The 21,794-nt window shown below is 58.3% G+C and carries 17 protein-coding genes; 9 read left to right on the top strand and 8 right to left on the bottom strand.

What is annotated here, in order from left to right; translation table 11 throughout:
• From A3709_RS20410 to A3709_RS20400, 3 genes are read left to right on the top strand one after another with little or no spacing between them, the layout of a single operon-like run.
• Nucleotides 1-2,379: a serine/threonine-protein kinase gene (locus A3709_RS20410; protein ID WP_156507878.1), complete on the top strand. Its 2,379-nt coding sequence runs from the start codon at nt 1-3 to the stop codon at nt 2,377-2,379.
• Nucleotides 2,376-4,118, top strand: coding sequence for a SulP family inorganic anion transporter (locus A3709_RS20405; protein WP_369795168.1), 1,743 nt, complete (start codon nt 2,376-2,378; stop codon nt 4,116-4,118). Before A3709_RS20410 ends, A3709_RS20405 begins: the two co-directional genes overlap by 4 nt.
• A 16-nt stretch (nt 4,119-4,134) precedes the next feature.
• Entirely contained in the window at nt 4,135-4,341 is a 207-nt protein-coding gene (locus tag A3709_RS20400; RefSeq protein ID WP_066059078.1) for a hypothetical protein, read from the top strand.
• 6 nt (nt 4,342-4,347) lie between these two features.
• Here the strand turns inward: A3709_RS20400 and sohB are convergent, their stop codons facing one another.
• Together sohB and nudC are read right to left on the bottom strand one after the other, a co-directional pair.
• Complete coding sequence (gene sohB, locus A3709_RS20395; protein ID WP_066059075.1) at nt 4,348-5,403, bottom strand: protease SohB; 1,056 nt, start codon at nt 5,401-5,403, stop codon at nt 4,348-4,350.
• A gap of 15 nt (nt 5,404-5,418) precedes the next feature.
• Nucleotides 5,419-6,234: an NAD(+) diphosphatase gene (gene nudC / locus A3709_RS20390; RefSeq protein WP_066059071.1), complete on the bottom strand. Its 816-nt coding sequence runs from the start codon at nt 6,232-6,234 to the stop codon at nt 5,419-5,421.
• Between the two features lie 157 nt (nt 6,235-6,391).
• Here nudC and nhaB point away from each other — a divergent pair, with 157 nt between their 5' ends.
• The gene (gene nhaB, locus A3709_RS20385) at nt 6,392-7,897 is read left to right on the top strand and encodes a sodium/proton antiporter NhaB (protein WP_066059068.1); all 1,506 of its coding nucleotides are present in this window, start codon (nt 6,392-6,394) and stop codon (nt 7,895-7,897) included.
• An 18-nt stretch (nt 7,898-7,915) separates the two neighbouring features.
• Here the strand turns inward: nhaB and dnaQ are convergent, their stop codons facing one another.
• Genes dnaQ through A3709_RS20370 form a run of 3 tightly spaced genes read right to left on the bottom strand, consistent with a single transcriptional unit; the run spans nt 7,916 to nt 9,905 of the window.
• On the bottom strand, nt 7,916-8,632 hold the full coding sequence (dnaQ, locus tag A3709_RS20380) for a DNA polymerase III subunit epsilon (RefSeq protein WP_066059064.1): 717 nt from the start codon (nt 8,630-8,632) through the stop codon (nt 7,916-7,918).
• Nucleotides 8,633-8,649: 17 nt separating this feature from the next.
• Nucleotides 8,650-9,090, bottom strand: coding sequence for a ribonuclease HI (gene rnhA, locus A3709_RS20375; protein WP_066059060.1), 441 nt, complete (start codon nt 9,088-9,090; stop codon nt 8,650-8,652).
• The gene (locus A3709_RS20370; RefSeq protein WP_066059057.1) at nt 9,087-9,905 is read right to left on the bottom strand and encodes a class I SAM-dependent methyltransferase; all 819 of its coding nucleotides are present in this window, start codon (nt 9,903-9,905) and stop codon (nt 9,087-9,089) included. Before A3709_RS20370 ends, rnhA begins: the two co-directional genes overlap by 4 nt.
• An 83-nt stretch (nt 9,906-9,988) precedes the next feature.
• Here A3709_RS20370 and gloB point away from each other — a divergent pair, with 83 nt between their 5' ends.
• The 4 genes from gloB to A3709_RS20350 all read left to right on the top strand — a co-directional run bounded on the left by gloB (nt 9,989) and on the right by A3709_RS20350 (nt 14,012).
• The gene (gloB, locus tag A3709_RS20365; RefSeq protein ID WP_066059053.1) at nt 9,989-10,759 is read left to right on the top strand and encodes a hydroxyacylglutathione hydrolase; all 771 of its coding nucleotides are present in this window, start codon (nt 9,989-9,991) and stop codon (nt 10,757-10,759) included.
• A gap of 132 nt (nt 10,760-10,891) precedes the next feature.
• Entirely contained in the window at nt 10,892-12,199 is a 1,308-nt protein-coding gene (locus tag A3709_RS20360) for a LysM peptidoglycan-binding domain-containing protein (protein ID WP_229801887.1), read from the top strand.
• A 5-nt stretch (nt 12,200-12,204) separates the two neighbouring features.
• A complete protein-coding gene (locus A3709_RS20355; RefSeq protein WP_066059345.1) occupies nt 12,205-13,317 on the top strand; it encodes a class I SAM-dependent methyltransferase in 1,113 nt (370 codons plus the stop codon).
• Between the two features lie 86 nt (nt 13,318-13,403).
• Entirely contained in the window at nt 13,404-14,012 is a 609-nt protein-coding gene (locus tag A3709_RS20350; protein ID WP_066059047.1) for a hypothetical protein, read from the top strand.
• Between the two features lie 25 nt (nt 14,013-14,037).
• Here the strand turns inward: A3709_RS20350 and A3709_RS20345 are convergent, their stop codons facing one another.
• Entirely contained in the window at nt 14,038-14,760 is a 723-nt protein-coding gene (locus A3709_RS20345) for an NAD-dependent deacylase (RefSeq protein ID WP_082850259.1), read from the bottom strand.
• A gap of 69 nt (nt 14,761-14,829) precedes the next feature.
• Between A3709_RS20345 and A3709_RS20340 the strand changes: the two genes are divergently transcribed.
• Complete coding sequence (locus A3709_RS20340) at nt 14,830-15,699, top strand: LLM class F420-dependent oxidoreductase (protein WP_066059044.1); 870 nt, start codon at nt 14,830-14,832, stop codon at nt 15,697-15,699.
• Here the strand turns inward: A3709_RS20340 and A3709_RS20335 are convergent.
• Together A3709_RS20335 and A3709_RS20330 are read right to left on the bottom strand one after the other, a co-directional pair.
• A complete protein-coding gene (locus tag A3709_RS20335) occupies nt 15,692-19,045 on the bottom strand; it encodes an exodeoxyribonuclease V subunit beta (RefSeq protein ID WP_066059041.1) in 3,354 nt (1,117 codons plus the stop codon). The genes A3709_RS20340 and A3709_RS20335 overlap by 8 nt on opposite strands.
• Nucleotides 19,042-21,723 (bottom strand): PD-(D/E)XK nuclease family protein, encoded by a 2,682-nt coding sequence (locus A3709_RS20330; protein ID WP_066059038.1) that lies wholly within the window; start codon nt 21,721-21,723, stop codon nt 19,042-19,044. Before A3709_RS20330 ends, A3709_RS20335 begins: the two co-directional genes overlap by 4 nt.
• Nucleotides 21,724-21,794: the final 71 nt, after the last annotated feature.

The following is a 21,794-nucleotide window of genomic DNA, read 5'->3' as shown; positions in this document are numbered from 1 at the left end:
GTGCCCACCGAAGCCGGATCTGTTCTCGCCGGAAAGTATGAAATCATCCGCGCATTGGGCCGCGGAGGTATGGGCGAGGTCTATCTTGCCCAGGATTTGCGCCTGCAGCGCAGTGTCGCGGTTAAATACCTCCGGGCAGACCTGCCCGAAGGCAACTGGGGTGAGCACCTGAAGCGCGAAGCGCTGCTGCTTGCCCAGCTCAACCATCCCAATGTCGTGCAGATTTACGATCTCATCGAAGACGAGGGCCGCCTGTCGCTGGTCATGGAATATGTGGAAGGCCGCAACCTGTTCTTGCACCTGCGCGAGCACCGGGTCGACCTTGGCGAGCGGCTGCGCTGGCTGGCAGAGATATCGGCAGGTCTCGCCGCTTCACATGAGGCAGGCGTGACCCACTGCGACCTCAAAGCAGAGAACGTGCTGATCAGCCCTGCTGGCACCGCCAAAGTCAACGATTTCGGCATCGCCAGCGAAAAGAGCGATTCAGCCGAGGATGTCCTCGCCCTGGGCCGACTGGCAGAGTCCATGCTCGTCGAGCACAGGCACAACCTCAGCCCGGACATGGGGGAATTACTCGCCGCGCTGATTAACGGCAAGGCTTCCCAGAGACCCACCGCAGCCCAGGCAGCGGAACGCTTCCGGTTTGCCTGGTACGAGTACTACCAGCAGGAAACACCACTGCCTGAGCAGCTGGCGCCCGCGCAGGAAGGCACTCGCAATCGGCGGTGGNTCGCCGTGTCGGCGATCTTGCTGATCGCACTTACGACCACTCTGGTGTACATGCGAGAGCCTTCGAAAGTACCGTATATCGCGATCGCTTCGACGGATGTTGTTCGCTCCAACCGGCACGTTGAGGATCATATGTACGTCGCGCAGGCAGTGCACCAAACACTGCAGGAAGCTGTTGAGGCGGCGGATGGTATTGCACTGGTCAGCTACGAAGGTTCCGATCTCGGATCAGGCCTCGACGAAGCTGAGATCATCGAGCAGCTCAATGCCGATGCATTGGTAACCAGTCGACTGGATTGCAGCAGCAACCCCTGCCAACTGCAGATCGCCCGCTTCAATGGCAACCGCGCCGAAAGCGTGGCCTATCGTCAGATCGAGCTCGCGGACACCTCCACAATATCCGCTCGCAACCAGGCCCTCGACGAGTGGCCTTACCTCTTTCCGGAGGAAACGCAGCCCCAACCACTTGGGGCGATCGACGAGACCACTTATCGCAAGTACCTGGATCTGCGCCGCAGTTTGAAGACCCAACACTACCCAACCTCTGCGGCCGAATCACAGCTACATGCGCTGTTTGAGCTGGCGCCCGGTTTTACACCGCTTTATCGAACCTACTCCGATGTGGCATTACAGTTCTATCGAGAGACCGCCTCATCACCTCTACTGGAGCGTCTCGAGCAGCGCCTTGACGCAGCCGACTCCGCGCTAGACGATCCGGAACAGCTCGATTATCAACGCTTTTTGCTGGCCATTAGCCGCAAGGAGCTCGGGCGAGCGGATCAATACAAGATTGCGTTGATCGAACGCGGGACCGATCCGGGTCGTGCCAGCTATATGCAGGGCGAAATCCTCAACGGCAGTGGTCGTTACGATGAGGCGATGCCCTACTTTGCTGCAGCGTCCATCATTCAGCCGTCACCGCACTTTCTCACACGCCAGTCGAGCAACGCCTATCAAGCAGGAGACATTTATGACGCGCAGAACGCGCTGATTGTATTGCAGGAGCGCTACCCGGGTAGCACCGTTGCTCTGGATGCACTGGCCGACTACCAGATCTCTAACGGGCAGCTCGACCTCGCGGTCGACACGATGGAGCGAAGCCTGGGGCTCGCTGCCGCGCCGCGAAAGTGGGCCTTGCTGGGAATCGCACAATTGCTCAACGGAGACTACCAAGCTGCTCAACGCGCATTGACCGAGGCTGTCGCCCTCGACCCAGGCATGCCATCGCGCGTGCTGCAACTGGGAGAAGCGGAAGAACTGTTGGGCAACACCGACAAAGCTCAAGCACTTTATGAGCAAGTGGCCAGCGATATGGAAGCTGGAAATCCCCTCTTGGCACCCCAGGCGGGCGCCCTCGCCTTCGCCCATCTCGGGCAGGTTGATCGTGCGGTTACGCTTGCACGCTCAACACTGCGCGAGGCCTATTCTGCCGGCGACGCCCGCGCAGCGGCCCTGGTCTATACGCTCTCCGATATGCAGCTCGATGCATTAGGCAAGGTTGAAGAAGCCATGGACAAGGGGTCGGCGGGGCACTACTTCAACCTGCCCTGGTTCGATGCCCTTTGCGAGCAGCCAAGATTCGAAGAGTTAATGCAATTGGTCGACAACGAAGCCCGTTGTGAAACACCTGCAGCAGGCGCGAAAGGGTGACGCGGTTGACTAAATGGTCGGACCAGTTTCCCCCTAGCGCGTGGCTGGTCGGCTACACTCGTGCAGATGGCACCGCCGACCTGCTGGCGGGCCTTCTCGTTGCTATAATGCTCATCCCTCAGTCACTGGCTTATGCGCTATTGGCAGGCCTTCCACCGGAAATGGGCCTGTATGCCTCTATACTACCGCTAATGGTCTACGCCCTGCTCGGCACCAGTAGAGCGCTATCGGTCGGCCCCGTAGCGGTGATCTCGTTAATGACCGCATCGGCACTGTCCCACGTAACTGCCAGCGGGGAAGTGGACTATGCCAGCGCGGCCATTTCGCTGGCGGCACTGTCGGGCCTGATGCTCATCGCCATGGGATTGTTGCGGTTTGGTTTTCTGGCGAATTTTTTATCGCACCCTGTGGTATCAGGTTTTATTACGGCGTCTGCCATCATCATCGCGGTCAGCCAGGTGCGCCACCTGCTTGGCATAGACGCCCAGGGCAGCGATCTTCCAGCGCTGTTTTCTGGAATATTGACGAACTTCAACACCCTGAATGGCTATGCGCTCGCCACAGGTACAGGCGCGCTGGCGTTTCTGTGGTGGGCACGGGGCCATCTTCAACCCCTCCTCCTACGGATTGGGCTGCCCCTGTCACTGGCCGCTATTCTGGCGCGCGCCGCACCTGTTGCAGCGATCTTCGCCACTGTGGCTTGCAGCTACTGGCTAGACTTTGAAGTGCAAGGCGTGAGCCTTGTGGGCGCTATTCCCGCAGGCCTGCCGGCGTTTTCAGCGCCACCTTTCAGCCTCGAACTATGGCGTGAACTCGCTGTATCCGCGTTGTTAATATCACTTATTGGCTTTGTCGAGTCAGTCTCGGTCGGCCGCACGCTTGCTGCCAAACGACGCCAGCGTATCGATGCCAATCAGGAGTTGATTGCACTGGGAGGCGCCAATGTGGCGTCGAGCATAAGCGGTGGTTTTCCGGTCACCGGTGGGTTCTCACGCTCCATCGTCAATTACGATGCCGGCGCCCGCACCCAACTGGCGAGTGTTATTGCAGCTGCAGGTATTGCCCTCAGTAGCCTATTCCTAACACCGCTACTGTTTTTCCTACCCAAAGCTACCCTGGCTGCGATCATTATCGTCGCCGTGCTTGCGCTTATTGATTTCTCGATTATTCCCAAAGCATGGCGCTATTCACGCTCAGATTTTCTCGCGGCTGTTGTCACAATTTTGGTAACCCTGTTGACAGGGGTTGAACTGGGCGTGATTTGCGGCATTGCCGCCTCAGTGCTGCTCCACCTGCACAAGACTTCTCAGCCCCACGTGGCGGTTGTGGGCGCTGTTGCGGGTACGGAACACTACCGCAATGTTGAACGGCACCAGGTCATTACCTACCCCAATCTGGTCTCTATTCGCATCGATGAAAGCCTGTATTTTGCCAACTCAGGATACCTCGAAGAATATATATACGGCCTGGTAGCGCAACGCCCCGAACTGCAGCATGTGGTTTTACAGTGCACAGCGGTCAATGAGATTGATATGAGTGCCCTGGAGATGCTCGAGTCGGTTGATCACCGCCTGATGGAACTCGGTATGACGCTTAACCTCAGCGAGGTTAAAGGGCCTGTGATGGATGCGTTACAGGCAATTGCTTTCCTCGACCAGCTGTCAGGCAAGGTCTATTTGAGCCATCATCAGGCAGTTCGTGCGCTGCGCCTGGATGAGCCAGAACCCTATATCATGTAACGAATGAGCAATTGTCATGCCTAAAACGCTGCCGAAAATTTTGGGATTCGCCCTGGTGCTTATCGTTATTGCAGTACTGGCGATGCTCACACTGTATGAGGAAGACCCCTGCGCCAATCTGCAGAACAATGTCAGCGGCGCAGTGCTGGCCGACGACGAGGATCAGTCAGCGATGGTCAATCGCGCAATCGTCGAGCGCTCTGCCTGCAAAGAGCGCGAATAAAGCATCCTATACCGGCGGGCGTTGGCTGCGCTGCAAAACCTTGAGAAAACTGCGTTCCATGGCCCCTTCTGCAGCCAGCCCGAGTTTTTCCTGCCAGTTTTTTTTGTGTACGAAACGCACTTCATAGACATCCCAGTCAGCCAGGTGTTGCTGCAGGAAACTATCGGAGGTCATGATGGCGTCTACCAGGCCTTTATCTACCGCCTGCTGCCCATACCAGACTTCGCCGGTGGCAACAGCGTCAATATTCAATTGCGGTCGATTGTCAGAAACAAACTGTTTGAACAAGCCGTGTGTGTCTTCCAGTTCCTGAGTAAACTTCTCGCGCCCCTTGTCCGTGTTCTCGCCAAACATAGTCAGTGTGCGTTTGTATTCACCGGCGGTAAAAAGCTCAAAATCAATGTCGTGCTTCTTCAATAGGCGATGAAAGTTCGGCAATTGTGCCAGCACACCAATAGAGCCAATCACGGCAAATGGTGCAGCCACAATGTGGTTGGCGACACAGGCCATCATGTAACCGCCACTGGCCGCCACCTTGTCGACCGCAATCGTCAGCGGTACGTCTGCTTCACGGAAGCGCTGTAACTGGCTGGCCGCCAGACCATAACCGTGAACAAGTCCTCCCGGGCTTTCAACTTTGACCAGCACCTCATCACCTGTACGGATCTCGGTGAGAATGGCAGAAATTTCCTCGCGCAAATTGTCGGTGGCACTGGCCTTGATATCACCGTCAAAATCCAACACATACAGACGCTTGCGGTCCTGCTCGGGGCTCTCTTCCTTCTTGCGGTTCTTTTTTTCCTGCTTGGCTTTTTTCTTTTCAGCCTTTTTCTCTTCCTTACGTTGGTCCTTAAACGCATCTTCAGGCTCGACGGTCTCTCGAATGGCTGAGCCAATGAGCTTGTATTTTTCGTTCAGGTTGCGAATTTCAATATGCCCTTCCTGTAGCTCAGAACGCTGGCGCTGGCCAATACTGACCATTCCTGCGACCAGAATAAGAATGGCGGCAACGAGCGTGACCGCTTGTGCGAGAAACAAACCAAATTCGAACAGAAACTCCAAAATGTACTCCAGACGTTAAGGGTGACGAGAGGCAACGTAGTGCCGAATAAGCTGCCCAGCGACTGAGCTGGCAGGTGGAATAGCAGGCAGATCGGTGTAGTGAAACCACTGCGCATCGGCGATTTCAGTGCGGTCAGGGGTAATCTCACCGCTGGCGTACTCCGCATAAAAGCCGAGCATTAACTGGTTGGGGAAAGGCCAGGCCTGAGACTGAAAATACTGTAACTGGTCAACCTCAACGCCCACCTCTTCACGCACTTCGCGGCGCAGCGTTTCTTCTGCGCTCTCCCCTGCTTCAATGAAACCCGCGAGCGTGCTGTACATCGGCCCGGGGAAATTGGCATTCCGCGCCAGTAGCAGTTCGTCACCTCGCGTGACCAGGGTAATAATGCAGGGCGCAATCCGTGGATAGAGGGTCGTGCCACAGGGAGGGCAACGCATCGCGCGCTCGGCCAGGTCGGTGTGCATAGCGCCTCCGCACCGTCCGCAAAACTGGTGGTCGCGCTCCCAGTCCAGCAGCTGTGCTGCCCGGCCTGCCGCAGCGAACAGTTGCTCATCCACCCTGCCCAGCAGTTGGTAAAGTGACCCGGAGGCGAATTGCAACGGATCGAGTTCGTCGCGCTCGTCGATTTCGACAGCAAACACCGGTTTCTCGCCCCACAGACCGATAAACTGCCGGCGGCGAACTTGCCAGCCCAAGATACGAGTCAGCTGCCCCTCGAGAAGGCAGAGCTCTGTCGAGCGCATGTCTGTGACCAGCTTGCCGCTTTGGAATACCACGTGCAGCTCGGGCAGGTCGCCTTCAGGAGGCGCGTTTTCGGGTCGAAACATATTGTGAATTATTGATCAGAAAGGACCGGCTATAGTATGCCCCGCGCGGGGTGTCGGCAAGAGGACGATTGCCGGTGACTTTTTGCCACCAAGAGCGCGCACAATGCGAAGATTTCCCGTATTATGCCGCCTTCGTGTATTTTAATAAGTCAGCTCAATGAACGAATCTACAGCAGCTTCTCTCTGGAAGAACTTCCTTGGTCCGTCGCCTGTCTGGTACAAGCAGACGATCGTCGCCTTTTTGCTTATCAACCCGATTCTCCTGCACACTCTGGGTCCCTTTGTGACTGGCTGGGTCCTGATTGGCGAGTTTATTTTCACCCTGGCGCTGGCCCTGCGCTGCTACCCGCTGCAGCCAGGCGGGCTACTAGCCATCCAGGCGGTTGTTCTGGGGATGACATCGCCCGATATGGTCTACCAGGAGACGCTGGCGAACTTTGAGGTGATTCTGCTGCTGATGTTCATGGTGGCTGGCATCTACTTCATGAAAGAAATGCTCCTGTTCGTGTTTACCAAGATTCTGCTCAAGGTGGAGTCCAAGGTTTTGCTGTCACTGCTTTTTTCACTGGTGGCCGCCGTACTGTCAGCGTTTCTCGATGCCCTGACTGTAACCGCTGTGTTAATCAGCGTGGGGGTTGGCTTCTTCTCGGTCTACCACAAGGTGGCTTCCGGCAAGGGTTTCGGCAGCGATAATCATGACCACACGCAAGACGACTCCGTCGAAGAGAGCAATCGCGAGGATCTGGAAGATTTCCGCGCTTTCCTGCGCAGCCTGCTCATGCACGGCGCCGTGGGCACTGCCCTCGGTGGCGTGTGCACCCTCGTTGGCGAACCGCAGAACCTGCTTATCGCCACAGTGGCTGGCTGGGACTTCATCACCTTTGTGAAAGTTATGGCGCCTGTAACCATGCCGGTACTCGCCTGCGGTCTTGTCACTTGTGTACTGCTTGAACTGTCCGGCAAATTTGGCTACGGCGCCAAACTGCCCCCGCGTGTACGTGAGGTGCTAGTGGAGTTTGAACGCAAGGAATCGTCGCAGCGCAACAGTCGCGCCCGCGCACGCCTGTTGATCCAGGCACTTGTCGCTGCACTGCTCGTAGCAGCGCTGGCCATGCACTGGGCGGCGGTTGGTCTGATCGGTCTGATGGTGATCGTACTGCTGACAGCATTCAATGGGGTTGTCGAGGAGCACCAGATTGGCCACGCCTTTGAAGAAGCCCTGCCTTTCACCGCACTGCTGGTCGTATTCTTCGCCATTGTAGCCGTTATCCACGATCAGCATTTGTTCTCGCCGGTGATTAACACAGTGCTGGCAATGGATGCCGAAATTCGTCCCGCCATGTTCTTTGTCGCCAATGGCGTGCTGTCGATGATCAGCGACAACGTGTTTGTCGCGACGGTATACATTAACGAAGTGAAGAATGCCTTCGATGCGGGCACTATTACCCGGGCGGAATTTGATCAACTGGCGATTGCCATTAACACGGGTACCAACCTGCCCAGTGTGGCCACACCGAACGGCCAGGCGGCCTTCCTGTTCCTGCTGACCTCAGCACTAGCGCCGCTTATCCGACTTTCCTATGGCCGTATGGTCATCATGGCCATTCCCTACACCGTGGTGCTTGGCGGTGTCGGTCTGGCGTGCGTAAGCGCCTTTGTCTAGCGCCTAGGGCTTAGCCAGCTAACCCTGTTCCCGCCATAACACCTTGCCGCCGTTCCCGGCGGCAATGGCTTCCAACTGCGCTTCATGTGCTGCCAATTCTTCCGCTGAAGGTTCGATCACCTTCAGCGGTCTACGCTCGACAGAGAGACGCTGAATACGCTCGCCACCCACAGAGCCCGCCGAATCACGGTCTGTGTCAGACAGCGTCAACGAGGTCTGCCCACCGGTCATCGTCAGGTAGACGTCAGCGAGAATTTCCGCGTCGAGCAATGCGCCATGAAGGTCGCGGCTGGAATTATCGACGCCGTAGCGTGAGCATAAGGCATCCAGGTTGTTACGTTGGCCGGGGTGCTTGGCCCGGGCGAGAATCAGGCTGTCGACAATACTGCAGCACTCGCTCAGCGGCGGATAGCCTTTGTCGAGTCGCTTGAGCTCGGCATCCAGAAAGCCAACATCGAAGGGGGCGTTATGGATAACCAGTTCCGCGCCCTTTACGAAGTCAAAAAATTCCTGTGCCACCCGCGCAAACAAGGGTTTGTCCGCCAGAAACTCATTGGTGATGCCGTGAACCTCAATCGCGCCCTGATCAACCTCACGCTGCGGGTTGATATACACGTGATAGTGATTGCCGGTCAGGCGTCGGTTGTCGAGTTCGACACAGCCTATTTCGATAATGCGGTGACCCTGAGTGACTTCCAGGCCGGTGGTTTCTGTATCCAGTACGATTTGACGCATAGTCTGCTTGTATTCCGTTAGGGGGTTACCAACTCATCGATGCCTCGATTGGCGAGTTGATCTGCCATTTCGTTTTCGCGGTGGCCGCTGTGTCCCTTGACCCAGCGCCAATCGACCTGATGGCGCTGATTCTGCTCGTCCAGCGCCTGCCAGAGGTCGATATTTTTAACCGGCTTCTTGCCCGCGGTCTTCCAGCCTTTACGCTTCCAGCCGTCCAGCCATTGAGTAATGCCATTTTTGACATACACCGAATCGGTGGTCAGAACGACACTGCAAGGCTCCTTCAGGGCCATCAGCCCTTCGATGGCCGCGCGCAACTCCATGCGGTTATTGGTTGTCTCCTGCTCGCCACCATAGAGTGACTTCTCGTTGCCCTGATAGCGCAACAGCGCGCCCCAACCACCTGGTCCGGGATTTCCCCGGCAGGCCCCGTCGGTGAAAATCTCGACGTCTTTCAATGAATAATGTCTCCGTTCGGACGCCTGCGAATAGCGCCTGAGTGTCCTCTTGCGGGCCCGGCAGGCGCCGGGCTGGGCGTTGCGGCAGGTTTGGGCACAGCAAGCCCGATGAGTTTACCGCCGTGCTTGCGCAGATCGAGACGGCTGCCAGTAACTCCGGGCTGCTGTTTGATGGCGTGCACCACATACAGGCCGCCCAGTGGCAGATTATAGCGCCCGCAGGCGTTATCCAGCCGCTCAAGCAGGTTGCGCACTCGACGCCCGCCTATGCCCGGCACTGCATGCAGAAAACTACAGCTGCCGGGATCACAGCCTACCAGGCGTAACCAATCGCAAAGGCGATCGCGTGAAACCGGGTGGTGCCGGCGCCAGGGCGAATACCGTCCAAAGCGCTTCAGCAGTAATCCCAGACCACGCAAACTGAAGGGATTGAAGCCGACGATGAACAGATGGCCCTGAGGGGTCAGCACGCGTTGCAATTCCCTGAGCACCTGGTGAGGATTGGTGCTGAACTCAAGACTATGGTGCGCGACAATCACATCGACACTGTCACTGGCCAGTGGTAATTCATCGCCCTCGCAAAGCAAACCGACCGCGCTGCCACCACGGGGGCCTGCATAAATGTGGTGATGGATGCGCCCCTGTTCTATCAGGGAGTGCTCGCGTACCGGCCCAATCTGCAGTATGTGGTAGCCGAAGGCGGTATCCAGATAGGTGGCGAGATGGGCGCGAATTTTGTCCAGCACGACCCGCCCCGCCTCCATGCCATACCAGGATTCCAGTTCGTCAAAAATCTCGCTAAACTGCCGGCTCATTACTCAATCCACGGGCGCGCTCTGCACCACCGCTACATAGAGCGCCATTTTACTGCATTTACCCGCTATTGAAACGATTTCCCATGCTCACAGTTAGACCTATTCCCGCTTTTGACGACAACTATATCTGGCTGATAAGCGCAGATTCGACGGGCGATGCATTTGTAGTCGACCCCGGCGACCCGGCCCCCGTCCTTGCCCGGCTCGAAGAGGAAGGCCTGAACCTGACAGGCATTTTAATCACCCACCACCATTTCGACCATGTGGGCGGCCTTGGCGCGCTGCGCGAGGCCTTTGCACCGACTGTCTATGGGCCGGACAATCCCGCCATTGATGAGCTAGATGTGGTCGTGCGGGCGGGCGACCGCGTCGACGTACTCGGCACCTATTTCGATGTGCTTGAAGTGCCGGGGCACACCCTCGATCATATTGCTTACCACAGCGCAGACAACGCCCAATTGTTCTGCGGCGACACCCTGTTCGCCGGCGGCTGCGGGCGGGTATTTGAGGGGACGCCCGGCATGATGCACGCCTCTCTCCAGCAACTGGCCAAATTACCGGCAGATACCCAGGTATTCTGTGCCCACGAGTACACCCTGGCCAACCTTGACTTTGCCAGCACTGTAGAACCCGACAATCAGGCCCTCGCCGAGCGAATTACCACGGCGAAGTCGACTCGCTCGGCGGGGCTGCCCACCGTCCCCTCGACCCTGGCGCTGGAGACGGCCACCAACCCCTTCATGCGCTGCGAAGCCCCCGAGTTGGTCGACGCCATGCGTCGCCATGGCAAGCTGTCCGGCACTACAGGGGCAGAAGTGTTTGCCGCAGTACGGGGCTGGAAGGACAACTTTTGACAATTATTCACTGGCATCATACGTCCCAGACGGGCCACAATTCGCTTGTAGCGGGGCTTTTTGGACCCAGAAAATAAAAACTAATTTGATCTATATTTCATAATGTTACGAAGACTTATTGCGGCCTTTTCGATGTCCGCTGCACTGGCGGCATGCCAACACAACCCCACCGATACGACGCATTCCGGTGAGCGGGAAACCTATACCGAACCCAGCCCCACAGAAATGTTCGCTGGCGACACCGAGGCCACTCCCCACAAACCACCGGCCGATCTGTGGGAGCGAATCCGCCGCCAGATGACCTGGCAAAAGATTCACAACGAACAGGTAGGCCATGCTCGCGACCACTACCTGCGGCAACCCAGCTATCTGCCTGTCGTATCTGAGCGCGCCTCTCTGTACCTGTATTACATTGTCGAAGAAGTGGAAAAGCGCGATATTCCCATCGAACTGGCGTTGTTGCCGCTGGTGGAAAGCACTCTCAATCCTTTTGCAGTGTCCTCGGAGCGAGCCGCCGGACTTTGGCAAATCATGCCTGCCACTGGCCGTTGGCTGGGCGTGCACAGCGACTGGTGGTACGACGGTCGTCGCGATCTGCGCGAATCCACGCGGATCGCCCTGGACTACCTCGAATCTCTGCACAAGGAGTTCGACGAGGATTGGATGCTCGCCCTTGCCGCCTATAACGCCGGTAAGGGACGCGTCGGTCGCGCACAACGGGCCAATACCAAGCAGGGCCTGGGCACGGATTACTGGTCATTGAAATTGCCCCGGGAGACACGTCATTACGTGCCCCGGCTTCTAGCCCTGAGCCAGATCATTGCCTTCCCCGAAGCCTTTGACGTGCAGATCCCCCCCGTGCCAAACTCACCGGCTTTCGACGTGGGCAACACTGGCGGACAGATAGAATTGGCACGGGCGGCATCACTGGCAGGCGTCGATTTGAGCATGATCCAGGCCCTGAACCCCGGTCAACTGCGATGGGCCACATCACCGGAAACTGCCCAGGAACTGCTTCTTCCCACCGGCACCGCTGATGCCTTCCACAGCGGCATTGCCCAGCTAACCGACGCTGACCGGGTGCGCTGGGAACACTACCGCATCCAGAACGGCGACAACCTGATCCGCATCGCCCGGAAATTCGACACCGAGGTGGAGCTGCTACGCCAGGTCAACGATATACGTGGTAGCATGATTCGCGCCGGCGACACACTCATGATTCCCCAGGGCAGCGATTGGGCCACCAGCCTGGCCATGGCCGACCGCTCACGCATTTCGCCTACCAAGCGTGGCTACCGCGTTCGCCGCGGCGATTCGCTGTACAGGATAGCCGGTAAGTTCAAGGTGTCGGTGCACGATATCATTGCCTGGAACTCCCTCGACCCGAACGCCTACCTGCAGCCCGGTCAAAAGCTCACCTTGTATGTCAGTGGTGGTTGATTAACATGGCCGCCGCCAGTCGCCTGGAAACCGCCCATGGCAGCTGGCAGCTCCATCGCTACCCGCAACGCGCCGGCGAACAACTACAGGCCTGGTGCGGCGCCGATTTGTTACTCATGGATGCCGCCCTCGAACGCGGCGCGGCACCGTCCCTGGTCGTCAATGACGAACATGGCGCGCTGTGCGTGGCCCTGCAACCGCAGCAACTCTGGACTGACTCAGCGCTGGCGGCCCTGGCGACCGCCGCCAATCTGCAGGCCAATAGCTGCTCTCCGGTCGCCGTTATCTGGAGCACTCAAGCACCCAGCTGTGCAGAGGGGCCGGTAGTGCTACGGGTTCCAAAGCAAAGCGCCTACTTCGAGCACCAACTGGCCACCTTACACGATGTTATGCCGGTGGGCGCTGAACTCATCTGCGCTGGCATGGATAAGCATCTTTCTCCCGCCACCGCCGCCACCATTGCCCGCTATTTTGGCCATGTCGAGCGCCATCGGGGAGCCCGTAAGGCGCGAGTTTTTACCGCCATACGCGAGGCAGGCAGCACCATTGAGCCGCCACTCAACCCAAGCTACTACTGCCCTCCTCTGGATTGTGAACTCACGGGCTCACCAAATGTGTTCAGTGCCTCGAGCCTGGATATCGGCTCCCGCTTTCTGATTGAAAACCTGCCCGCACTCAATCCTGCGCATCGCGTGGCCGACCTCGCCTGTGGCAATGGCGTGCTGGGCCTTTGCGCAAAACAGTTGGGCCTTGCAAGCGAGGTACACTTCTTTGATGAATCTGCCATGGCAGTGGCTTCTGCTCGCGCCAACTGGCAAGCCCTGTACCCCGGGGAGACCGCACACTTTCTCCATGGCGACGGGTTGTTAAACAGCGAGACAAAATTCGACTTAATCCTCTGCAATCCCCCCTTCCACCTGGGCCACAGTGTCGACGACTTTGCGGGACGCAGGCTATTAATGCAGTCTCGGGAAAGACTGAGTGAAAACGGCGTTCTGGTGCTGGTGGCCAATCGTCATCTTCCTTACGCCCGGCTACTCAACGCGCATTTTCGGAATACCGCCATTCTTGCCGAGAACCGCAAGTTCAGAATCTGGCAGGCTGAGTCAGTTGCCTGATCCGCGTAGCGCGGCTATGTTGTAACAGTGTGCCGCCGACACGCGTTGTACGCACTCTTGATACCTCTCATACAAGGAACGCATAAATGAATAATATCCTCAGCCGCGCCTCGCGCGGGCTTGTTATCGCTCTCGCGGCGTTTTGTCTCCCAGCCATCGCCCAGGAAGCAGAATCAACTGCACAGGAAGCCAACGTGCGGGCCACCGCGGTAGAAGTCGAGGCCGTGATCACCGAAATCGATCTCGAGCACCGTCTGGTGACGCTCAAGGGCCCCCTCGGTAACAGCTTTACTGTGCACGCCAGAGAAGAACTGGTCAGCCTGGAGGATGTCACCGTTGGCGACAAGCTGCGTTTGGCCTATCTGGCCGCCCTTGAAGGTGAAATTCGCGAGCCCACGGAAGAAGAAATGGCCAACCCCTGGGTTGTGATTGAAGATGGCGGCGAAGGTGTGGTTGATGGCGAGCCGGTGGCCGGCGGCGCCCGTCTAATCCGCGCGGTTTGCACCATAGAAGGCATGAACCGACTGCTGGGGACGGTCACGCTGCTCGATGCCAATGGCCGCGCTCATCTCATTGAAGATGTGGAACCGGAAAAAATGTCCGGCGTAGAGCTGGGCCAGACTATCGTAGTGATCTACCGCGAAGCGGTTGCTCTTTCACTGGACATGGTTAGCGCCGATATAGAGGCGAAATAACACACGCTCACCCCTGCTTCGCCGGTCACTGACCGGCGAGTATTTCCTCTACCCACTGGGTGACTTGCTCCGTCGCGGGCCCAAACCGGTGCTCATCGAACACATCGGCTCGTTCACTGGACTCCAGATTAATTTCCAGCGTATGGGCGCCACACCAGCGCGCCTCCTGCACAAAACCTGCTGCAGGGTATACCGTACCGGAGGTCCCGATCGCCACAAACAAATCTGCCGTGCTCAACTCACGCTCAATGGCCGCCATGTGATACGGCGTTTCACCGAACCAGACGATATCCGGACGCAACCCACCCGCCTCGCTACAGTGAACGCACTGGCTGTCGCCGTCGAAAGCCGTCGCTGCAATGGAACGCTCACCGCAATGGGTGCACAGCGCAACCTGCAGCTCGCCGTGCATGTGGCAAACCTCAGAGCATCCGGCCTGCTCCAATAAATCATCGACATTCTGGGTCACCAGAAAAACCCGCCCCTGATATTCACGGCAAAGTCGCGCCAGGGCACAATGTGCAGCGTTGGGGGCAACGTCGTCGAGTTGCTTGCGCCGCGCGTTATAAAACTCGTACACCAGCGACGGGTTGCGGGCAAAGGCCTCGGGCGTCGCCAAATCCATAGGGTCGTATTGCTGCCAGATGCCCTCGGGGTCGCGAAAGGTCGCCACACCGGACTCGGCGGACAGCCCCGCTCCGCTCAGTATGACAATGTGGTCGAATCGGCGACAAGTTGAATGACTCAAGGGACAGCAACCTTCACAGCGGCTAAAGTGAGCGCAAGATAATAACTCAGCGATAGGGGCATTCCGCCAGTGAAGTTTGTACTTTCGACCTCATTTAGTTCCGTCTCTCACCTCACTTCTCTTGCGCCTGTCGCAGACACCCATGGCTGGCACGCCATGTCATTCTCCGATCACGTGGTGAACCCGGAAACGATCAACACTCCCTACCCCTATACCGAGGACGGTAGCAGGCGCTGGGCACCCTTTACCGACTGGCCTGACCCCTGGGTAATGATTGGTGCTCTCGCTGCCATTACCGAGAACTTGCGCTTTACCAACAATGTGTTTGTGCTACCGATGCGCAACCCCTACCTGGTGGCCAAAGCCATCAGCACGGCGGCGATTATTTCCAATAATCGAATCACACCCGCCTTTGGCGTCGGATGGTCGCGGGATGAATTTGAGTTAATGGGGCAGGATTTTACCACCCGCGGCAAGCGCGCTGATGAGATGATCGAGATTATGCGCTTACTCTGGAGCGGCGAGATGGTCAGCTACGAAGGTCAGCACTACCAGTTTGCACCGATGGAAATGAACCCCGCGCCGACTGAGCGCATTCCGCTGTGGATAGGCGGCATCTCCAATCCCGCTATGAAGCGTGCTGCCCGTCTTGGTGATGGCTGGGTGACCGACTTACAGAGCAGCGAAGACATCATCGAGTCGATTGCAAAAATTCAACAATGGCGCAGTGAGTTCGGCCGCGGCAATGAAGCTTTCGAGGTGATGGCGACCCCTAACGATGCCTGGGATGCCGATGGCTACCGGCGCCTTGAAGATGCCGGCGTCACTCATATCATGACCATGCCCTGGCCGTTTTATCACGGTAACAGCGAAGCACTGGAACACAAGGTGGACAGCATTAAGCGCTTCGCGGACGACGTGATCAGCCAGTTCAGCTAACCGCTTCAACCTCAACCAATTGCAGCCGCCCGAGGCCAGTGAAATACAGTGCACATTTGACCTGTTCAGCAGCTAGTTCACTGAAACACTGGCGGTAGCGCAACAACTGTGGGCGGTAGCGCTCTGCCTCGTGTTCGAGGAAGGCATCGAGGCTTTCCTCGGCGGACGGCACACTGCTTTTGTAATCGATAATCCAGCGTACGCCGCTACGGCTGTCGACAAAGGTCCGGTCGATCACCAGTTCTGCCGTTATACCCTCAGCATCTACAACGACCACCTCCAATTCACTGGCCGCGTCATTGTGGGCAGAGCTCAGTACCCATCGGCCAGTATCACTGTCTGCAAGCGTCGTGTTAACGGCCTGTGTCGCTCTGTGCAGCGCATCCTCCAGCAGTTGTCCGCCTACCCCGAGTTCACGCAGGCGCAGGGCCATTCGCTCTATATTTTCTGATCCGAGCTGTTCAGGCAGGTCCTGTGCGGCACTGAGATATTCCAGCTGCTCGTGAATCACTGTCCCCACATGGCGATCAACGCGGTTAAAGGCGGGTTCCGGAATATTGGGGCCGTCTTCTCGCTCTGCCAGAGGCGGCGTGGACGGTACAGGCAACGTAGTGACACGCTGCAATGCTACCGAGATCATAGGGCCTAAGGCGGCCTCCTCTACCGCTTCATGAATCTGCATCTGACTGGCAAAGGTGGGCCATATACAACTCAGCAACGATCCTTCAGAGGGTGGCTTGATCTCTGCGGACTCTCCCGGCGAGGCCTGTGCAGATTCTTTCAAAGCCGACGTCAGCGTCAATTTCTTCACGGCGCGAGTGGCACCAACATAGAGCAAGCGCGTGGATTCCAGCCTCGATTTTTCGCTGCGTTGAGATTTCAGGAAGTTGTACAGGCTCGGGGCTTTGGTATCGCCGTGGTCATCGGCGGCCAACAGGAAGCCGCGTTCTCCCGTGGGACTGATATAGTCATCCCAAAGCAGGATATCGCGACTATCACCCCGTGTGCCCCGCCCCAGCGCCGGAATGATGACCCAATCAAATTCCAGCCCCTTGGATTTGTGCAGTGTCATCACTTTTAATGTTGCACTGCCGCCTTCGCCGGAGGCGTAGAGCCTCGCGATGCGCTGCTCCAACCAGGCGATGTCCAGACGGCCACAGACCTCGCCGCACTCCTGCAAGAGCTCGAAAAAGCGCTGCGCATCTTCCAGGTAGGCCGGATTGGCGAGGGACTGTGGTCCGCCGAGCCGCAACCACAGCTGCTCTAGCCAAATCCGCAGCGCAAGCCGGTCACGCTTGTGCCACGCCCAGTCGAAGCAAGCGGCGAGGCGCTCGAGCACAGTCTGTCCTCGCTCGGAGAAGGCTTCAGGCCATTGTCTGGCGCGCAGTAACGCAGGTAGATTCTGCCAGCGTGCATCTGCAGCTGCGCTGGCCAGGCAATGCAAATCCTGCAGATCGAGGCCTGCCCAGGGCGCACGTAACACGCCATACCAGGCGACCCGATCAGCCGGGTTGGCCAGCGCACGGCACAGGGTGAGCAGGTCAACAATGGCCGGGGAACCCGCCAGGGGATCCATATCTTCGGCGGCAAAACCCACGTTACGCAGTCGCAATTCTTCGATAATGGCCGCCAACTGCCCCCTCGAACGCGCCAGCAATGCGATTGACTCAAACTGCTCGTCGTCGAGACCGGCCACGATCTGATCAACAAGATACCGCGCCTCCTGCACTGCGGCGCTCTCGCCGCGAAAACCGTGCAGCTCTACTGCAGGCTCACACGACGGCGGTTTCACCGCTACCGCAGGCGTATAGCTCACTCGTGAGCGACGCACATCGTCCTCTGGCGGGAAGGCTTCCTCGAAGGTTGCATTCACCCAGTCGACCACCGAAGCGCTCGACCGAAAATTGCTTTTCAGGTCGATGGCCACCGGGATCACACCATTGAAACCGGATTGTCGAGCGCGCAGGAACAGGCCCACATTGGCATTGCGGAATCCGTAAATCGACTGCATGCCATCGCCGACAATAAAAATGGTCCGCGGGGCCTGCACATTCAGGCGATTGTGCTCGCCCCAGCCACGGGTCAGCCGCCCCAGCAGGCGATACTGGTTGATGGCGGTGTCCTGAAATTCATCGACAAGAATGTGCTCAATACTGTAGTCGAGCCGCAGCGCCAGCTCGGTGGGCTGCTCGTCGTCTCCCAGTGCATCCAGTGCCGACAGCGCCACCTGGGTATGGTCCACCTCGCCGCGCCGCTCGAACACCAGCAGCAGGCACGCTGCGACCAGAGGCAGCACATGGGCCAGGTGAACTACCAGTTGCCAGGAAGCGGCATGCCCTCCCATATCAGGGAGCGTCGTCACCGCCCTCAGGGCGGATAACAATTCGGCAACCTCTCCCATACGACCCAGCAGGTGCTTGAGATGGTCCTTGTGCTCCTGGGCCTCACCCTTGCCGGCAGGGAAGCCATTGCGGACGTTCACAGAGCGTCGGTACTTGCCGTCCTGGGTAAGCAACAATTGCACCAGGGCACGCCATTGCGCCAGGTTGTCACTCACAGGCGTGGGGAAGTTATCCGGTACCGGCTCCCCCAGATTGCCCTGCGCGTAGCAGAACAAGTCGAACAGCTCATCTTCAAACGGTGCCAATACCGCCGCCAGCTCCGCGAGCTTTTCGTCGACCAATGCTGCCACCAGTGAGTGCAAACGTTGTTCAGATTCGGCCGGTGAGGCCCGCACGCCCATGTGTTCATGCCACTGATCGCGCTTGGCGAGCATGGCCATCAGCAGATCCGCAAGGCGCTCCCAGTTATTGTCGAAGTGCAGCAGCAACCGGCGCAGGTCTTCCGCTTCCGGCCTTGCGCTCTCCAGCAGCAAAAACAGCTCGGATACCGCCTCGCGATACAGAGGCACTGCATCATCCACCGCCTGGGCCGAACCGCCGAACTGGCTCAGAATCGGCAGCTGGCGCGTCAAGCCTGCACAGAACGAGTCGATGGTCTTGATATTCAGTCGTGAATTGTCGCGCGTGAGGTGCCAGCCGAGTTCGTCACTGCGTGCCAGGGCAGCCAATGCCAGCGCCCGGGTCGCCTGCTCGTGATCTCCCTGACAGGGAACGCCGTGGAGTGCGTCGGCCATAGCCTGTACCACACGCTCACGCATTTCCGCGGCCGCCTTACGCGTAAACGTAATGGCCAATACCTGTTCAGGGCGTTGTACACGACCCAGCAGCGCCAGAAAACGTTGTATCAACAGTTCTGTTTTACCTGAACCGGCTGGTGCCGACACGCAAAAGCTTTGGGTGACGTCCAATGCCTCGTGGCGCTCAGTGGCATCGACAATGCTCATAACGAGGCCTCCTGCACTGAGATACGGCACAGCGATTGAAGTCCACAGAAGTTACACGCCGTTGGCGTGGGATCGACGGCCGCCTCTCCCGCAACAAAGGCTTCCGCCAGCGCCGACAATTGCTCCCGCCAATGCGCGACGAGCGCCGGCCAATCCTCGATCTCAGGCTGCCAGCGTTTTATCGCGGTGCCAACATCACTCTTTATGCCCGGCACACCGTCAATCTCGCCGATACCGGTGAATTTGCAGTCTCGGGCCCTGATCTGCGCAAAACTCACGGCATTGACGCCGGTGGCGAGTCCATAAAGGGGCAACTGGGGCTGCGCAATACGCTCACCCAGCCAGTCGGCCAGACCGTTACGACCGGATTTATAATCCAGCACCAACTGCCCACCGCCCTCCAGTGTGTCGATTCGATCCACGCGTAAATTCAGCGGAATACCCGCGAGTTCGAGTGCTATGGAGGATTCTCTTTCGCTGACGGTAAACGGCGCTCGCTGCGACTCTATGTCGAGCCACTCCTGCAACAGCCCTGCCAATCGCTGCTTCTCGAGATCGAGACAGTGCAGCCCGGCGACTTCCCGGGTGGCCTGTGGCACCTCGGTGACTGCGGCAGCACTGGCGCGTTCGGCCGCCAGCTCGCGCGCCGTTTTATCCATGCCCGCGAGCGTGGTGCTATCATTTATTTCTCCCCACAAAATGAACAACGCGTTATGTAGCAAGGTACCGCGATCAGCGGCTGATAAACCCATTACCGGCTCGGCCAGGGGTTCGAGGCGCAAGCGATTGCGGGCGAAAGCGCGAAATGGACATGCGGCCTGGTTCTGCAAGATGCTGCTCCCGCCGGAGAGCTGGGTCAATTCCGCTGCCTGCGGCGCCGGTCCGTTATGGTCATCGACGGACTCTCGAATGGCCGCATTCTGGCGAGCTGTCCAGTCGGAGTCTACGGGATTGGTGGGCGGCAGTGATTCAGTGGTGAACGGCTCCAGCAACGCACTGGGCAACTCCGGCACCCCGTCAATTTCCTCCGCGTAAGAAATCACCATCTCGCGACAGGTGGCGCGATACAGGCGCATCAGGTCAGCCGCGTACTGCCATTCGCGTTCGGCACTCGAGTGTGGCATCTGGTGCTGGCGCTGCAGGGCGACCGGTACAAAGGGGTTTGGTCGCGCCGGTGCCGGCCAGCGAGTGCCTTGAAACCCACACAGACATAAGGTGTCGAATTGCAGACCCGCCGCCTCCAGTGGCCCCAATACCTGGATCACGCTATCTGCGGTCTGGGGTTGTGAGATCTGGTTGCGACAACAATCGCGCAACAGGCTTAGTGCCGCGGTGAGAGAAAGCTCGCCGCAGACATCGTCAAAGCCCGCAAATTCTTCCAGCAGCCGATACCAGTGCTCTACCTGCTGATACTCAAGTGAATCCAGCGGACCGCTGCCGGGCCATTGCCAGCAGGCAAGAACGTCTGAAAAGCTCTGCACCCACGCAGAGGGTAACTGGCGCAGGTGGCGCAGGCGCAGCTTATCTGTGCGACGCAGTGCCTCTCCGAAGGCCGTGCCCCGCTCTTCCTCCACCTGGACCTGCTGGGCAAGGTAGCGCAAGCGCCCGAGGTCAATGGCCGCAGCGCCATCGTCGGCAATACGGCGCAACAGGCTCACAAGGTTCTCCCCGCGCATATCACTGGGAGCGATAAAGCGGGAACGGACCAGCATCAGGAGGTCGTCGTAAGGGAGTTCGCCGCGATTGATATCGAGCAAGCCGAGCGCATCTCTGACCACTGGCGCACGATCGAGCGGGATACCCGTGGAAAAATTAACCGGCAGCGAAGTGTAGTTATCGCCGAGACAGTCAAACGCACGGCGCAGCGCATACTCCATTGCCGCCCTGTCGCCCTGCATATCCGACAGCACAATACCCAGGGTCATATCCGGGGCTGCGCGATACTGGGCCAGCGCCCGCTCCGCGACCGCATCGAGTTCACTGCGACGATCTGGATAGGCAAAAACCCGGGGCATCACCGGCGCTGCATCACTGTGCGCTTCCTCGCAGCGAAAGCTCAGCCGCTCCAGAACGTCCCGGTACAGGCGCGTCACATCGTCGAAATCCAGCAGCGTGATATCGTCTTGCGCCGCAATGGTTGGCGCCGATAACACGTCTATCAAAGCGTCGGATAGCGTCCCTGCACACATCTGCTGCAGCTCGCCGTCAAAGGCATCCAGCCACCGCAGATAGCAGCTGCAGTCGGGATCCAGACGAAACTGGGAGCGGACCGCGCTGTCCTTCACATTCACCCTCGTCCGCAGCAAATTCTCTCTTGCCTGTTGGGCCAGGGCCACAGCGCCTTCAGTTTGCAGCAAGTGGTAGTCGCCGTGGCCAGCCTGGTCCCTATCAATGACCCGCTGCCAGATTTGCCTGAGTTGTATCGCCGACAACAATCTGCGTGGGGCCACTTCCCCGCCTGCCACCGCAGCGCGCCAGCGACGATCCAGATAGGATTCCAGAGAGTAGACCCGTGCCTGTGGCCAGCTCTGCAGGCCGCTCTGTACCTGATGCGCGTTCCATGCGGCGATAATACGACGGCCAAGTCGCAGGTTAGGGGTGAGAATGACGCCGCCCCGCTCCAGTATGGGCGCAAGAACGGTTAAATCGTAAGTGCCGGGATGTGCCTGCTGCGGCAACGTTGCCTCCTGCTCGCCCTTGAAGAGCGCCTATCCAAACCTGCCTCGCTACTATAGAATGGCGCGCCGCC

This window comes from Halioglobus sp. HI00S01 (assembly GCF_001635445.1).
In the GTDB taxonomy this organism is placed as follows: Bacteria; Pseudomonadota; Gammaproteobacteria; order Pseudomonadales; family Halieaceae; genus Halioglobus; species Halioglobus japonicus.
Note: the sequence above shows the minus strand (reverse complement) of the source record. Positions and strands in the feature narration are given on the sequence as shown.